Source organism: Petroclostridium sp. X23 (assembly GCF_030013905.1).
In the GTDB taxonomy this organism is placed as follows: domain Bacteria; phylum Bacillota; class Clostridia; order SK-Y3; family SK-Y3; genus X23.
Window position 1 is genome coordinate 4,672,523 of the sequence record NZ_CP124862.1, and the last position, 15,456, is coordinate 4,687,978.

Below are 15,456 nucleotides of genomic sequence, written 5' to 3' on the forward strand. Positions count from 1 at the left end.
TATTATGAAGCAAACGATAAATACCGATAAGGCACCGGCAGCCATAGGTCCATACTCGCAGGCTACTAAGGTAGGAAATATGGTATTCACTTCCGGTCAGATTCCTATATCACCGGTAACGGGAGAAGTGGTTGATGGGGATATCAAATCTCAGGCCAAGCAGGTATTGGATAATGTGCAGGAAGTGTTAAAAGCAGCCGGTACGGATTTAAATCATGTGGTGAAGACCACTATATTTTTAAAAGACATGAATGACTTTGCTGTGGTTAATGAAATATATGCACAATATTTTACGGGAAATTATCCGGCTCGTTCTACCGTTCAGGTAGCAAAACTGCCCAAGGATGTAGGGATCGAGATTGAAGCGATAGCGATAGTGTAATTCAGAACAGTAAACAATTTCTGTGAGGGAGTGATACATAATGTTCAAGTTAGCACCATCAATTCTTTCAGCCGATTTTTCTAAATTAGCGGAAGATATAAAAAAAGTGGATGAAGCAGGGGCCGAATATCTTCATATAGATATTATGGATGGACAGTTTGTGCCGAATATAACTTTTGGTCCTCCGGTAGTTAAAGCGATCCGTAAAGTTACAAAGATGTTTTTTGATGTTCATCTTATGATTGATAAACCGGAGAGATATATTGACGATTTTGTGGATGCAGGCGCCGATCTTATTAGTGTGCATGCGGAAAGTACGGTGCACTTGCATAGGACGCTGCAATATATTAAAAGTAAAGGGATTAAAGCAGCAGTTGCGTTAAATCCCGCAACCTCTTTAGCGGTATTGGATTATGTATTGGAAGACCTGGACATGGTGCTTCTGATGACAGTAAATCCGGGATTCGGAGGGCAAAAGTTTATTCCGCAGACGCTAGGGAAAATTAAAAAACTTCGGGAAATCATCAATAACAGGGAATTAAGCATTGATATCCAGATTGATGGCGGGGCAACATTAGATAATGTGTACGAAATTACGAAAACCGGAGCGAATGTCGTAGTAGCAGGGTCAGCAGTATTCGGTTCCGACAATATTGCAGAAACGGTCCAATTATTTAAACAAAAGAATTATTATAACGCATAGTGAAAATGGTAAGTGCATGTGCACTTACCATTTTCTATGTCTATTTAAATAGCTTATTTTATGCTTGCTTCCGGCAAAAGTATTCCGCCTTCTTTTCATTCGTGCAATGATAATCAATACGATGCTAAGAAGGACAACCGATGCCACTACTCCGGCAGAAATCTTAAACCAGAGTGTATCCATAATGGATAATGTCTTATTCTTAACCACTTCAATCGGATCTTGCTCAATATTTTTATCTGCTACCAGGTTGACTTTACCCAGTGTTTCACCTTTATATTTATATGACACAAACCCCAGCGCATCACCTTTTTTAACCGGGGCCTTAATATTTTGTAAAGGATAAGACTCTTTAATAATTTCTTCTTCTTTTACATCTCTTGGAAGAAGCGCTTCCAGTGATGTATCTGCTTGGAGAATGACATGCTCATTATTCTTGGCCTCTATTACCGGAGATTCTTCAAGGATATCACCGGGCTTTACGATGGTTTGATAACTAAAATTCTCAAATCCGTATTTGAACAATTTGAGAGTATCCTCATAAGAGTAATACGTATAATTCTCCACTTTGGCATCCATTACAACTGTAATGTACTCCTGGTTTCCTTTTTTAGCTGCCGCGACAAGGGTATGATTGGCTTTAGAGGTATAGCCGGTTTTGATTCCGATCGCCGGTTCGTATAGGTAGTTAGATTGCGGCGTATTGCGATAACGATTGATTAAACGGTTGGTATTTGATAGATATCTGATTTCTTTATATTTATTGGTTGGAGGCATTTCCATATAATCAATACTCACTAGTTCCCTAAATTTCGGTATTGTCATCGCATAACGGGCGATCATTGCCATATCATAGGCAGTAGTCATATGGTTATCATCATGAAGGCCGCAAGCATTTACAAAATGGGTGTTTTTTGCCCCTAATTCAATCGCACGTTGGTTCATAAGCTTCACAAACTCTTCAAGACTGCCTGAGATATGTTCAGCAATAATATTTCCGGCTTCATTGGCCGAAGCAATTAAAAGTCCTTGCAATAACTGCTCAAGTGTCATCTCTTCGCCGGGTAAAATACCGATATTACTGCTGCCCGGCTCAAGGCTCAGTACAGCATTGGAGCTTGCTGTTACAACATCATTCAATTTCCCTTCTTCCAGGGCTAAAATACCTGTCATGATTTTTGTAATACTTGCCGGATACATCTTTTCATTTGCATTCTTTTCATATAGTATTCTACCTGTTGCGCTATCAATGAGAATAGCTGAAGGAGAATGAATATCAAGATCTTGTGCAAAAACAGATGTTGGAAAAATATTAACCAAAAATAAAAACAAAAAGATGATTGCGAGCTTCTTTTGCATAATTTCCTCCTTTGCGTGATTATGTAACTACTTATTTAGTATAGCAAAAAAGAGACGATATTTACAGAAAAAATATAGAAAAACTTTAAGAAAAAAAAGGGAATTGAAAGAGAAAAGAGAATAATATTATATAATACGCTGTAAAATTTAAATTCTATTTGGTTGATTGAAAATTATGTACGACTGAAGGGTGTGATTGACATCATGTTTAATTTGACCAAAAGAGAAAAGGTTATCATCCTCACAGCGATTATTGTTGTGGCTGCTTGCATTGGTACCATATTACTGAGTAGAAACAAGGCCGAACCTATTCAGATTTATGATAATAACGCACAACCGGTATACGCCCAGCAAGATATACAACAAGCATCTGAGGACCAAGTGCAGCAGGAGGAGACTAAAACAATTATTGTTGATGTAAAAGGACAGGTGAGGAATCCAGGTATTGTTACATTAGAAGAAGGAAAGAGGGTTTATGATGCCATTGAATATGCCGGTGGGATTACAGAGAACGGAAACCTGGACGCGATTAATCTTGCGGCATATTTAAAGGATGGGCAATGTATATATGTTCCTGAAAAAGGCGAAAACTTAGATAATAAAGAAATAATGATTTCACAACAGATTTCGGAACAAACTGGAAGGATGATAAATATTAATACGGCTAATGAACAAGAACTGATGGAACTTCCCGGTATTGGTCCGGCAACCGCAAAAAAAATTATTGATTTTAGAAGTACAAATAATGGATTTGCTAGTATTGAAGATATCATGAATGTATCAGGGATAGGTGAGAAAAAATTTCAGCAGATCAAGGATTTGATTAGCATACACTAAGGAGGGATTGCTTTGAAGATATTAATTGTAGATGATGAAAAGTTGTTGGTCAAAGGAATCAAGTTTAATTTCGAACAGGACGGTTATCAGGTTGAAACAGCCTATGACGGGGAAGAGGCAATTAAAATCGCACGACATAAAACCGTTGATCTCATTATTTTGGATTTGATGTTGCCTCAAATTGATGGTCTAACGGTATGTCAAAAGGTTAGGGAATTTTCTAATGTTCCTATTATCATGCTTACTGCCAAAAATGAAGATATTGACAAGATTTTGGGATTGGAATACGGCGCGGATGATTATCTTACCAAGCCTTTTAATATTTTGGAGCTCAAGGCTAGGGTAAAAGCAATACTGAGAAGAGTAACCGCCGTAGGGCATGAAAACCGTAAAACAAACTTAAAAATTGGAGATATCCAACTGGATTATAATACACGGAAGGTAAATATAAAAGGGAAAGAGATAGAACTCACTGCCAAGGAGTTTGATTTAATCGATTTATTTGCGTCAAATCCCGGAAGAGTATATAGCAGGGAGAATCTGTTAGATATTATATGGGGATATGATTATCCCGGAGATATTAGAACCGTAGATGTTCATGTCAGAAGATTGAGAGAAAAAATTGAACCTAATCCGGCTCACCCGGAATATATCTTGACAAAATGGGGAGTGGGTTATTATTTTAAAGAAATCTGACGCTAGATTTTTCAGTATAAGATGGAGACTGGTAATCACGTATTTTCTCATTATTATGCTGACATTGTTTCTTATCAGTATCTATATACAGGATTCTTTGAGGGAATATTTTTTCAATCAGAAAGGTGTAGAATTACTTACAAGGGCCAATATTATTGCCAATATCATGCCGAGGTATATACAATATAGTGATGAAGGGATACAGGAAGCCGTTAAGCAATTGGAAATTGATAAGAGTATCCGTGTGATCATTACGGATAAAGAAGCAAAAGTATTGTTTGATACGGCTGAGAATAATAATTTAAAGGATAAGGTGTTTCTAAAAGAAGAAGTGATGAAAGCCCTTCAAGGAAATGATGTGCAAAATCATTTTGAAGAAGCCGGGTGGGTGGTGAATGCTGCGGTTCCTATTATTAAGGAAAAAGAAACTACCGGCGTAATATACCTATCTGCTTCTGCCCAGGATATTGAAAATTTCTTAAATGATATAAAGAAGAAATTATACGGGATTGCGCTCATCGTAAGTGTCCTCATAGGATTGTTAAGTTCCTTTCTCGCAGGAGTTATTACAGCACCTGTAGAAGAATTGATCGCAGTGATTAAACATATGGCGGATGGAAATTTGAATCAAAAAGTAGAAGTAAAAGGGAATGATGAAATCGCACAGCTAGGCATCGCATTCAATAAAATGAGTGAGCGTTTGAATCAGGTGGAAGAAAAAAGGCGTCAATTTGTATCTGATGCATCGCACGAGCTTAGGACCCCCCTTAGTTCTATTAAAGTATTGACTGAATCCATCCTACAGATGCAGCATCCGGATATGGAGGTAGTACAAGAATTTCTCAGTGATATTTATAATGAAGTAAACCGTTTGTCTCGAATTATAGACAAGCTCCTTATGCTGACAAAGACAGATGTAGCAATAAATGGGCTGGATTTAAAAGATGTAAATATGAGAGAGCTCTTGCAACGTGTTGTAAAAAGTTTGAGGCCATTGGCAGATCACCAAAGAATCAAATTGAAACTAAAAGGCAGTGAAGATATTTTTGTTTTGATAGATGAAGATAAAATCTGGGAAGCTATCTTCAATATAGTAGATAATAGCATTAAATATACATCCCATGAAGGAACTGTAGTCGTAAGTATGCATAAATCAGGGTTTAATGTAGAGATTATTGTACAAGACAATGGGATAGGTATTGCGGAAACTGAAATCCAAAAGATATTTGACAGGTTTTACAGAGTTGATAAAGCCAGAGCGAGAGAGACAGGCGGCACTGGGCTGGGGCTATCTATAGCACTGGATGCCGTAAGACTTCATGGAGGAGATATACAGGTAGAAAGTGAGGAAGGGAAAGGAAGCAGGTTCAGAATTATCATTCCACACCGGGAAACGTAATAATTTCGTAATAATTAGTAATGGTTTTGTAAACTTTATGCTGTATACTTAAGCAATATTTCTATGACTTTCTGGAGGTTATTTTATGAAAAAAGTAGTTCTGGTCTCAATGATTATACTGATTATTACTTTTCTGTGGGGGTGTAATATCGGAATAAACGGAATTAAGAAATCATCTGATATGCTTCAATTGAAGCCGCAGAACAAGCAAAAAATTAATTTATATTTTACCGATAAAGAAAACAGTAAAATGCTAGCAGAGACCAGAGAAATAACTGTGGAGGATAGCGGAAAACTGGCAGAGGTTGCTTTACAGGAATTGTTGAAGGGTCCTGTAAATATAGATATGAAGAAAGCCATTCCGGACGGAACGAAACTTCTGGATGTCAAACAGGAAGGAACGGTTATGACGGTGAATTTTTCTTCAGAATACTACCAAACCGGAGATGTCGGTGAAATTGTGGCTCGCTTTTCAATTGTAAATACCTTGTGTGATTTGCCAGATATTCAAAAAGTAAATATTTTGATTGAAGGAAAGCCGCTTATCGGTTCAAGCGGTAAGCAGGTAGGACCGATCGGTAAGGATGACGCGGTTTACAATCCGGCTCCTGATGAAACAAGCATTATATTATATTTTGCGGGAGACCAATGGGAATATCTTATTCCTGAAAAAAGAGTGGTATCGGTAAAGGATAATCAGCCGGTAGAGAGATATGTGGTGGAGGAACTTATCAAAGGGCCTAAAAACGATAAGCTTTTCGCAACAGTTCCTGCGCACACGAAGATTCTCTCAATAGAAACAAAAGAAGGGATATGCTTTGTGAATTTATCCAGTGAATTTAAGGACGAACACGAAGGAGGCTCCACCGGAGAGATTATGACCGTTTATTCTATCGTGAATTCATTAACCGAGTTGAAACATATTTCAAAAGTGCAATTTTTGATTGAAGGCCAAAAACTGGAATCATTTAAAGGACATTTGATTTTTAATGAGCCATTTGAACGGGATAAAACATTGATCAAGTAATAAATTTAATTGACAAATAATAGCGCGTTAGAATATTCGGGAGGTAAAAACGATGAGTGAAAAAAAGCTAGGTTTTGACACATTACAAGTACATGCAGGGCATCAGCCCGATAGTGATACCGGCTCCAGAACGGTACCTATTTATCAGACTACCGCATATATGTTTAAGGATTCGGAGCATGCGGCAAATCTTTTTGCGTTAAAAGATTCAGGGCATATATATACCAGAATGTCCAATCCAACGCAAGAGATTTTTGAAAACAGAGTGGCGGCGCTTGAAGATGGAGTAGGCGCTCTGGCAGTTGCTTCGGGCCATGCGGCAGTAGTACTGGCTATTCTTAATATCGCGGGGGCAGGAGATGAGATCGTTTCAGCCAGCACATTGTATGGCGGCACTTTTAATCTCTTTACCAATACGCTTCCCAAATTGGGCATCAATGTTAAAATGGTTAATCCTGAAGAACCGGAGAATTTTCAAATAGCGACTACTGAAAAAACCAAAGCGTATTTTATTGAGACTATCGGAAATCCCAATATCAATATTCCGGACTTGCAAGCTATTGCGGATTTAGCCCATAAAAATGGTGTGCCGCTTATTGTAGACAGCACTTTTACCACCCCGTATTTGTGCAAGCCTTTCGATTTTGGTGCTGATATTATTATTCATTCGGCAACAAAGTTTTTAGGCGGACACGGGACATCCATGGGTGGTGTGATCGTTGACGGCGGTAAATTCAATTGGGATAACGGAAAGTTTCCCGGATTGTCTCAGCCCGATCCAAGCTATCATGGTGTGAATTACGTGAAAGATATTGGGACGGCAGCATTTATTACTAAGGCAAGGGTTCAATTATTAAGAGATTTTGGACCTGCGCTATCACCTTTTAATGCATTTATGTTTATCCAAGGTTTGGAAACCTTATCGCTCAGGATGCAAAAGCATTGCGACAATGCAATGAACATTGCAAAATATTTGGAACAGCACCCAATGGTGAGCTGGGTAAACTATCCGGGACTCAAAAGCAATAAATACTATGAATTGGGACAGAAGTATATGTCTAAAGGGGCAGGATCAATTTTTACCTTCGGACTTAAAGGCGGCGTTGAAGCAGGCAGAAAATTCATAGACAGTCTGAAGATTTTCTCCCATGTTGCAAATGTCGGAGATGTAAGGTCATTGGTTATTCATCCTGCCAGTACCACCCATTCTCAGCTTTCTGAAGAAGGGCTTAAAGCCGCCGGTGTTAATCCGGATATGGTAAGATTATCTATTGGGATAGAAGACGCAAACGATCTGATAGATGATTTGGAGCAGGCAATACAAAAAGCCACGAAATAAATTAGATTCAAGTTTGCAGGAAGCGAGGCAAAATTTTAAAGCAGCTGAATTATCCGAATTACTAAAAACGTATGAGATATAAAATAGGGATTATTATTGTCCAGATGAAAAAGGGATGCCTCTTTAGAATTTAATTCTATTAAGAGATGTCCCTTTAAATACTTCTTTCAACAATTTCTATTTATACTCATCTATAGATCCTAAGATTTTTTTCACATAATCCTGGGTTTCAGCATAAGGGGGAACGCCATTATGCTTTGTCACACTGTTGGGTCCTGCGTTATAGGCAGCCAAAGCAAGCTTGAGGTCTCCGCCGAATTGATCCAGTTGTTCTTTAAGGTACTTTACGCCACCCTCAATATTTTGTGTAATATCCCAAGGATTGTTTACCCCAAGAGACTTGGCTGTACCGGGCATTAACTGCATTAACCCTTGAGCGCCTTTGGATGATAACGCAGTAGGATTAAAATTCGATTCGGCCGCAATGACAGCGCTAACAATATTAGAAGGAATACCGTATTTTTTGCTGGCATCATTAACAGCTTTTTCAATGGCTGGCATGAGTTCGACATTACCTTTTGTATTGTTACCGGAAAGGGAGGTATTGCCGTTTACTTTACTATTCAATATTTCTTGAAAAGATATCTCATTACTATTCTCGTTAATCTTAATAGGTGTCCTCGATTGTATATTATTTAATTTTTCACGAAAAATATCACTTATTCGTATGTTCACTGAATCACCTTAATTCTTAATCATCTTTTGTGTTTGAAGAGGTAAAACAAACCATAATGTAGAACTCTTGTATAAGCACATCATGAATCGACATCAACAATTGAAAAATCACTGAATGAAAACTCTTCGGTGTTGATGTTTCTTCTGCGTTTAGGCTTTTTAAAAAAAAAGTCGTAGCTGTATTTTCTGCATAAATAACTGCTCGAAACAACGCCTTGGATTGGACAAACCACATCATCGGTAAGTGGAATTTTTGTCGCATATTTGCAGTTACAGCACATAGGTAATTGATCTGATGTCGCTTTCATAGAAATCCCCTCTTCTCTTGATTGGTTTACTTAATCATTATAACATAAGAACCTAAAAAATGGAAGTATTTAGGTAGAAAAAACAAAATTTTCTTTTGAAATAATATTCATCTGTTATGAAATGTCTGGTATAATTAAGTTGTTCACGGTTCACGGTTCACGGTTCACAGTTAACAGCCTTTGTACCAGGGACTGCATGGACGATACGAGGGGAGGAGGCTCCCTCTTGCTGTATTGTAATAATATTTATAGAAGATGGGGATATGGATATGATATTTTCCAAAAGAATGGGAGGGCTCACCTCCGCTATTTTTTCTGAATTAGAAAGCAAGAAAAATGAACTATTTGCCCAAGGAAGGGAAGTAATAAATTTTAGCATCGGTACACCCGATATGCCACCGGCGCCGCATGTAATCCAGGCGATCCGGGAATCAGCAGAATTCCCCGGTAATTATGTATATGCTATCAACGACAGACCCGAACTTATACAGGCAGTGATACAATGGTATGACAGAAGGTTTCAGGTGCAGTTGGAACCGGAAGAAATTACATCAATGATGGGTTCACAGGATGGTCTTGCGCATATCGCTTTAACGCTTGCAGACCCTGGTGATATTGTAATGGTCCCGGACCCCGGGTATCCCATCTTTAGTATCGGTCCTTCATTGGCTTGCGCAACCTTACATAGGATACCGCTATTTAAAGAAAATAATTTTTTAATGGACTTGGATGCGATAGACAGTAATATCGCCCATAAGGCAAAAATGATGGTTGTTTCTTACCCTAACAATCCTGTTGCCGTTGTTGCTCCTCCTGAGTTTTACGAGAAATTGGTTTGGTTCGCAAAAAAATATGATATTGTGGTAGTCCATGATAATGCATATTGCGAACTTACCTTTGACGGCATAAAAGGAGGAAGTTTTTTAAGTATTCCGGGGGCAAAGGATGTAGGAATTGAGTTTAACTCTCTATCAAAGTCTTATAATATTCCCGGGTGCAGAATATCCTTTGCTATGGGGAATAAAAAGGTGATTGAACAGTTAAGAATATTAAAATCCCATATGGATTATGGTGTTTTCCTGCCGATTCAATACGCTGCTATCGCAGCATTGAGTGGTCCTCAAGACTGTTTGAGGCAAACAGTACAAACTTACGAGAGAAGAAGAGATATACTTATTGACGGACTGCAAAAAATAGGATGGAAGGTAGACAAGCCTTCCGGCACCATGTTCGTTTGGGCGCCTATTCCTAAAGCTTATTCCTCTTCTGTAGAGTTTACATTTGACCTGCTTGATAAAACCGGTGTTATGGTTGTTCCCGGCAGCAGCTTTGGTGAAATGGGAGAAGGCTACGTACGTATTGCGTTGGTGCAGTCGGAAGAAAAAATCCTAAGAGCAATAGAACTCATTAAAGAGAGTGGAATTTTAGGTTAGCACTAACGTAATAAGAAAGTGCTATATTAGTGAATAATCTTTTTAATGGACAATGGACAATGGACAATGAAGACTATAAACTAGAAGAAGGTTCTTCAAAAGGAATTACAAAGTGTTCATTGGGACACTATCAGTAATTATGGACGGTTTTCCAATCACCCAAAACCGGTATGATAGAAAAACCGTCCCTTATTTCTTATTGAGTATCATAAATACATTTTATGTTTTAAGGTTGTACTATGGTGTTTATAAAATATCTATGGAAACTCAAGTCATTTGTCAATTCAGGATGAAAAGATGTAGCGAGCATGTTTTTTTGTCTACAGGCTACAATCTTATTGTCTATTGTTCCTAATACTTCAACCTCATTCCAAACTTCTTCTACATATGGCGCACGGATGAATACAACAGGAATGGGCTGTGTTGATATTGCCGGGATATCAAGCATCGTGCTGAAACTATCCAACTGACTTCCATATGCATTACGGCGCACCTGTATATCCATGGTATTCAAAAAGGTCTTATCTTGATTACTGATTTTTTTAGCTAGAAGAATCATGCCGGCACATGTCCCCCATACGGGCATGCCATTAGTAATTCTGCTGGAGAGGACATCTATCAACTTAAAATTATCCAAAAGCTTACCGATGGTAGTACTTTCCCCACCGGGAATAATCAGTCCATCCACATCTTGAATGTGTTGAGCGGTTTTAACCACCATAGGAGTCACGTGATCAAACGACCCCAGCATGCTTATATGTTCAGAAACCGCCCCTTGCAGCCCCAAAACACCCACTTTAATCATAGCATCATCTCACTTAATATCAGAATATCTCATTAAAAACAACGAATTTACTGTTAACCAACAACTATTCACTATTAATTATTAATTGTTAATTGGCCCTACCATCCCCGGTCAGCGTATAAGCTTTCTTTCGCAATCTGGTTTATTTCCAAGCTATACATCGCTTCTCCCAAATCTTCTGAAACTTCAGCGAGGATATTAGGATCATCATAGTAAGTAGTGGCTTTTACGATGGCACGAGCCCTTTTTTCGGGATCGCCGGATTTAAAAATACCTGAGCCTACAAAAACCCCATCGCAGCCCAATTGCATCATGAGAGCCGCATCGGCAGGAGTTGCGATACCGCCTGCTGCAAAATTCACTACCGGAAGTTTTCCGTTTTCTGCAACCCATACTACCAAATCATAAGGTGCACCCATCTCTTTTGCGGCAGTCATTAGTTCTTCTTTGGGTATATTGTTAAGTTTGCGTATTTCACTTGTTACGGTTCTCATATGGCGTACCGCTTCAACAACATTACCGGTACCGGCTTCACCCTTTGTACGTATCATAGATGCGCCTTCGCCAATTCGCCTCAACGCTTCACCAAGGTTTTTAGCCCCACATACATAGGGAATCTTGAAGTCATGCTTATTGATGTGAAACATGTCATCCGCAGGAGTAAGTACTTCGCTTTCGTCTATGTAATCGATACCCAGCGCTTCAAGGATTTGCGCTTCGACGAAATGACCTATTCTTACTTTTGCCATTACCGGGATAGAAACAGCTTCTTTTATTTCTTTAATCAGCTTAGGATCGGACATTCTTGCAACGCCGCCCTGTTTTCTGATATCGGAAGGTACCCTCTCAAGCGCCATAACAGCAACAGCCCCTGCCTTCTCGGCGATCTCTGCTTGTTCAGCGTTTACAACATCCATAATGACGCCGCCTTTGAGCATCTGTGCCAGATTTTTATTCAGTTCAAATCTTTCATTCATTTACGTTAGCCTCCTCAAAAAATAATTTATCGGTATATAAGAAACACTAGTCTTACTATTTACAAGGAAAGAAGAATATAGTATAATTATTGTACCGATACAATGATTGCGATAGTGAATATTTTTTAATATTATTACATACGATTCTTAAAATGTCAATACAATTCGGAGGAAAATATACGAATGAGTAATATTGTACCGATACAATTAGATAAACAGAGTAGTGTACCATTATATATACAATTGTTTGAAGAATTAAAAAAGATGATTTGTGAAGATCAGCTTCAGCCTGGAACCCGTTTGCCGGCCATTAGAAAGCTGGCGGGTCAATTAAATGTGAATAACGTTACCGTAGTTAATGCATATAAACTTCTTGAACAGCATCAATATGTTTTTTCAAAAGTCGGCAGTGGTGTGTATGTATCGAGTGTTCAAGAGATCGAAGAACCGGAAGAACCAGCTATTGAAGACCATATTATTAAAGATGAATTTTATGATGATGAAGATATCCAATTAATGAGCAGGGGGCACATTACTTTAAATAAAAACAGTATTAATTTTGCCAGTGCGACGCCCACTCCTGATCTTTTTCCTGTGGATGATTTTAAAATAGCATTGGTAGAGGTTTTAGAGAGAGATAAGGGGCAGGCTTTCGGATATCATGAAAGCAACGGATACAGACCATTAAGGCATTCAATATCTTGTTTTCTGGATGACTATTATTCAATCGATGTATCTGAAGATCATATACAGATTATTTCCGGGGCGCAGCAAGGGATTGATGTCATTGCAAAGGCGCTCATCCAGCCGGGGGATTATGTGTTTGTGGAAAACCCTACCTATACCGGTGCCATTGCTGTTTTTAAGTCCCGGGGTGCAAGGATCATTGGAATACCTATTCAAGAAGATGGAATAGATATGGAACTTGCGGAAAAGTATATAAGACGTTATCAACCTAAAATTATTTATACAATGCCTAACTATCAGAATCCTACAACATATTGTTATTCTGAGAAGAGAAAAAGACAACTATTGGAATTGGCATACAAGCATCATTTCTATATTATTGAAGATGATTTTTTAACTGATCTGGACTTTACACAAAGACATGGACCTAGGACACTAAAATCTCTTGACCGGTTTGACAGGGTCTTGTACATTAAAAGCTTTTCAAAGGTATTAATGCCGGGGCTTCGTATAGGTTTTTTGATAACTCCTCCGGAAATTTTCCAAAAAATACTGCAGGCCAAGCATACGACGGATATATCATCTTCAGGCTTAATTCAAAGAGCTTTTGATTTGTATTTAAGAAAAGGAATATGGGGAAGCCATCTTGAATATATGAAACAAATATATAAAGACCGGTATCAAAAGATGTTGGATAAAATCATTTGTTTAGAGAACATTGGTGTACGCATTCATAAACCCAATGGAGGTCTGAACTTTTGGTTGACGCTCCCTAAGAATGTTTCTGCTACAAAGCTGTATTATGAGTGTGCAAAGCATGATTTGCTGCTCATACCCGGAAGAATCTTTTATACGTCAGAATCCAATAGTAACGATAGTCATATACGGATTAGTTATGCTGCGGTTTATCCTGAACAAATTGAACCGGGAATAGATATATTGTATAATTGTATTAATAAAATGCTGAATAAAACAGATGAACCGGATATTTATTATAGTCCGCTGATATGAGTAGTGAATAGTGAATAGCTTTTTTGAGTGCTATGATAAGTGAGGTAAAGCAAGATGAAGATAAGATTAGCAGCACCAATTACCAAAGATAGTATTGTAGATGGGCCGGGAATACGTGCGGTGATATGGACACAGGGATGTCCCCATAAATGTGTGGGCTGCCATAATCCTCATACTCACAGTGTTGACGGGGGTTTTGAATTGGAAGTAGAGGAAGTTGTTGAACAGTTGTCGAAGCTGAAGCTTCATAAAGGGATCACTTTCTCCGGTGGCGAGCCGATGGATCAGGCCGCACCCTGCACTGAAATTGCCAAACGCGCCAAACAGAAGGGGTTGGACATCTGGCTTTATACGGGGTATGTTTTCGAAAATATTTTATGTGATGCGTCTGCAATACGTCCCGAGTGGAGAGAACTGTTGCAATATGTTGATGTGATGATTGATGGGCCATTCATTGAAAAAATGAAAAATCTTCTGTTGAAATTTCGTGGGTCTGAGAACCAGAGGATCATTGATATCCCAAAGAGTCTTGCACAAGGGAAGGCCATATTATTTGAATAAGTAGTATCGAGCTAAACTGTAAAAATGCAAAGGAATCCAGATTCCTTTGCATTTTTAGATATTTTTATCTCATCATCGCAAAAGCTCTGCATTCTCTTGCACAGTGCATACATACCTGAGCACAGTGTTGGGATTCGGCATCAGGAAATCTTGAACATTCTCTTGCGCAGCTTTCGCATATGCATGCGCATAGTTCTGCAGCAGATTTTGCATACATACTGTCTCGAGCAACATAATTTGCGGTTAGGCCGCAGATGTCGGCACAATCACGCAGCAGTTCAAGCTGCATCACTCGCATTTGTACATCGGATCTTTTTTTCAGTATGCTGGTCATGTGTTCACACACAGCCTGGCAATTATGAATAACATCTACCAGATTTTTGTGATGCATTGGATTAGGATAAGCATAACCATAGTCATACGGTTGGGGTTGCATAGGCATACATCCGTTCATAGATAAGCTCCTTTCAAATATAATATTTACATAAATAGTATATTCTTCGGTTTATGTAGATGTGCATGCTTGTTAGAGAATGTTCATTAAATATCAATATAAAATGTAAATTAAAGGAAACGTATTTCCTTATGGAGGATATATTTTGAAATAGTACCAAAATAGACTTGAAATGAAGACGTTATTATTGGTATAATTTAGTCTGTACTATAGCTGTATTATAGGGTATGAAATGTTTTACTAATGTTTCCTGTAATATTGGTTATTAAAGCGTTTAATGTATTTAGCGTTAATACAACTATTAGGGAGGATGGAGTAGAGTTATGAAAAGCAATAACAGCATTTATATTAATATTACTATTATCGTATTATCTGTAGCTCTTATTACGATATTAATAGTTGGACATAAAAAAGATCGGGAGTTATTAAGCAAAAATAGAATATTATATGAAAAACATAATCAAGCCGTTATGGCAGAACAGGCAAGAATAGAACAACTAAATGTATATCAAAAGCTAAAAGAAGGGTCAGAGATAGATGAGACTGTTTCTGATAGTGTATATTCAAACAAAAGACCTTAGATGCAATATTGACAACTGTTTCAAGATGTAGTATTATTTAATCGTATTTTATGCTGGTATGGCTCAGTCGGCAGAGCGGATCACTCGTAATGATCAGGTCGCCGGTTCGATTCCGGCTACCAGCTCCAAACTGTAACCCTTGTAGTACAATTGCTACATGGG

The 15,456-nt window shown here is 38.3% G+C and carries 17 protein-coding genes and 1 tRNA gene; 12 read left to right on the top strand and 6 right to left on the bottom strand.

The window, feature by feature from the left end:
• Position 1 precedes the first annotated feature (1 nt).
• A complete protein-coding gene (locus tag QKW49_RS21915) occupies positions 2-382 on the top strand; it encodes a RidA family protein (RefSeq protein WP_282868212.1) in 381 nt (126 codons plus the stop codon).
• Positions 383-422: 40 nt separating this feature from the next.
• Positions 423-1,085, top strand: a complete 663-nt coding sequence (gene rpe, locus QKW49_RS21920; RefSeq protein WP_282864769.1) for a ribulose-phosphate 3-epimerase — start codon at positions 423-425, stop codon at positions 1,083-1,085.
• Positions 1,086-1,109: 24 nt separating this feature from the next.
• Here rpe and QKW49_RS21925 read toward each other — a convergent pair whose 3' ends face one another.
• Positions 1,110-2,444, bottom strand: a complete 1,335-nt coding sequence (locus tag QKW49_RS21925; RefSeq protein WP_282864770.1) for a D-alanyl-D-alanine carboxypeptidase family protein — start codon at positions 2,442-2,444, stop codon at positions 1,110-1,112.
• A gap of 204 nt (positions 2,445-2,648) precedes the next feature.
• On the opposite strand from QKW49_RS21925, the gene QKW49_RS21930 reads away from it, so the two are divergent.
• From QKW49_RS21930 to QKW49_RS21950, 5 genes are all read left to right on the top strand, one after another.
• Positions 2,649-3,281 (top strand): helix-hairpin-helix domain-containing protein, encoded by a 633-nt coding sequence (locus QKW49_RS21930; RefSeq protein ID WP_282864771.1) that lies wholly within the window; start codon positions 2,649-2,651, stop codon positions 3,279-3,281.
• A 6-nt stretch (positions 3,282-3,287) separates the two neighbouring features.
• Complete coding sequence (locus tag QKW49_RS21935) at positions 3,288-3,977, top strand: response regulator transcription factor (RefSeq protein ID WP_282868213.1); 690 nt, start codon at positions 3,288-3,290, stop codon at positions 3,975-3,977.
• A gap of 97 nt (positions 3,978-4,074) precedes the next feature.
• On the top strand, positions 4,075-5,376 hold the full coding sequence (locus tag QKW49_RS21940; RefSeq protein WP_282864772.1) for an ATP-binding protein: 1,302 nt from the start codon (positions 4,075-4,077) through the stop codon (positions 5,374-5,376).
• Positions 5,377-5,461: 85 nt separating this feature from the next.
• Positions 5,462-6,403 carry a GerMN domain-containing protein gene (locus QKW49_RS21945; RefSeq protein WP_282864773.1) on the top strand — a complete coding sequence of 314 codons (942 nt, stop codon included), beginning with the start codon at positions 5,462-5,464 and terminating at the stop codon, positions 6,401-6,403.
• Positions 6,404-6,455: 52 nt separating this feature from the next.
• Entirely contained in the window at positions 6,456-7,742 is a 1,287-nt protein-coding gene (locus QKW49_RS21950) for an O-acetylhomoserine aminocarboxypropyltransferase/cysteine synthase family protein (protein WP_282864774.1), read from the top strand.
• 177 nt (positions 7,743-7,919) lie between these two features.
• On the opposite strand, the gene QKW49_RS21955 is transcribed toward QKW49_RS21950, so the two are convergent.
• The gene (locus tag QKW49_RS21955; protein WP_282864775.1) at positions 7,920-8,477 is read right to left on the bottom strand and encodes a lytic transglycosylase domain-containing protein; all 558 of its coding nucleotides are present in this window, start codon (positions 8,475-8,477) and stop codon (positions 7,920-7,922) included.
• A gap of 80 nt (positions 8,478-8,557) precedes the next feature.
• Complete coding sequence (locus tag QKW49_RS21960; RefSeq protein ID WP_282864776.1) at positions 8,558-8,785, bottom strand: hypothetical protein; 228 nt, start codon at positions 8,783-8,785, stop codon at positions 8,558-8,560.
• Positions 8,786-9,054: 269 nt separating this feature from the next.
• Between QKW49_RS21960 and QKW49_RS21965 the strand changes: the two genes are divergently transcribed.
• Positions 9,055-10,218, top strand: a complete 1,164-nt coding sequence (locus tag QKW49_RS21965; RefSeq protein WP_282864777.1) for an aminotransferase class I/II-fold pyridoxal phosphate-dependent enzyme — start codon at positions 9,055-9,057, stop codon at positions 10,216-10,218.
• Between the two features lie 226 nt (positions 10,219-10,444).
• Here QKW49_RS21965 and pdxT read toward each other — a convergent pair whose 3' ends face one another.
• Both pdxT and pdxS read right to left on the bottom strand, forming a co-directional pair.
• Positions 10,445-11,023: a pyridoxal 5'-phosphate synthase glutaminase subunit PdxT gene (pdxT, locus tag QKW49_RS21970; RefSeq protein WP_282864778.1), complete on the bottom strand. Its 579-nt coding sequence runs from the start codon at positions 11,021-11,023 to the stop codon at positions 10,445-10,447.
• A gap of 98 nt (positions 11,024-11,121) precedes the next feature.
• Positions 11,122-12,000 (bottom strand): pyridoxal 5'-phosphate synthase lyase subunit PdxS, encoded by an 879-nt coding sequence (gene pdxS / locus QKW49_RS21975; protein ID WP_282864779.1) that lies wholly within the window; start codon positions 11,998-12,000, stop codon positions 11,122-11,124.
• Between the two features lie 183 nt (positions 12,001-12,183).
• Here pdxS and QKW49_RS21980 point away from each other — a divergent pair, with 183 nt between their 5' ends.
• Together QKW49_RS21980 and nrdG are read left to right on the top strand one after the other, a co-directional pair.
• A complete protein-coding gene (locus tag QKW49_RS21980; protein ID WP_282864780.1) occupies positions 12,184-13,698 on the top strand; it encodes a PLP-dependent aminotransferase family protein in 1,515 nt (504 codons plus the stop codon).
• A 54-nt stretch (positions 13,699-13,752) separates the two neighbouring features.
• Complete coding sequence (gene nrdG / locus QKW49_RS21985) at positions 13,753-14,259, top strand: anaerobic ribonucleoside-triphosphate reductase activating protein (protein ID WP_282864781.1); 507 nt, start codon at positions 13,753-13,755, stop codon at positions 14,257-14,259.
• Positions 14,260-14,323: 64 nt separating this feature from the next.
• Here the strand turns inward: nrdG and QKW49_RS21990 are convergent, their stop codons facing one another.
• Positions 14,324-14,713 carry a four-helix bundle copper-binding protein gene (locus QKW49_RS21990; RefSeq protein WP_282864782.1) on the bottom strand — a complete coding sequence of 130 codons (390 nt, stop codon included), beginning with the start codon at positions 14,711-14,713 and terminating at the stop codon, positions 14,324-14,326.
• Positions 14,714-15,036: 323 nt separating this feature from the next.
• Between QKW49_RS21990 and QKW49_RS21995 the strand changes: the two genes are divergently transcribed.
• Together QKW49_RS21995 and QKW49_RS22000 are read left to right on the top strand one after the other, a co-directional pair.
• The gene (locus tag QKW49_RS21995; protein WP_282864783.1) at positions 15,037-15,294 is read left to right on the top strand and encodes a hypothetical protein; all 258 of its coding nucleotides are present in this window, start codon (positions 15,037-15,039) and stop codon (positions 15,292-15,294) included.
• Positions 15,295-15,346: 52 nt separating this feature from the next.
• Positions 15,347-15,422, top strand: a tRNA-Thr gene (locus QKW49_RS22000).
• Positions 15,423-15,456 lie beyond the last annotated feature (34 nt).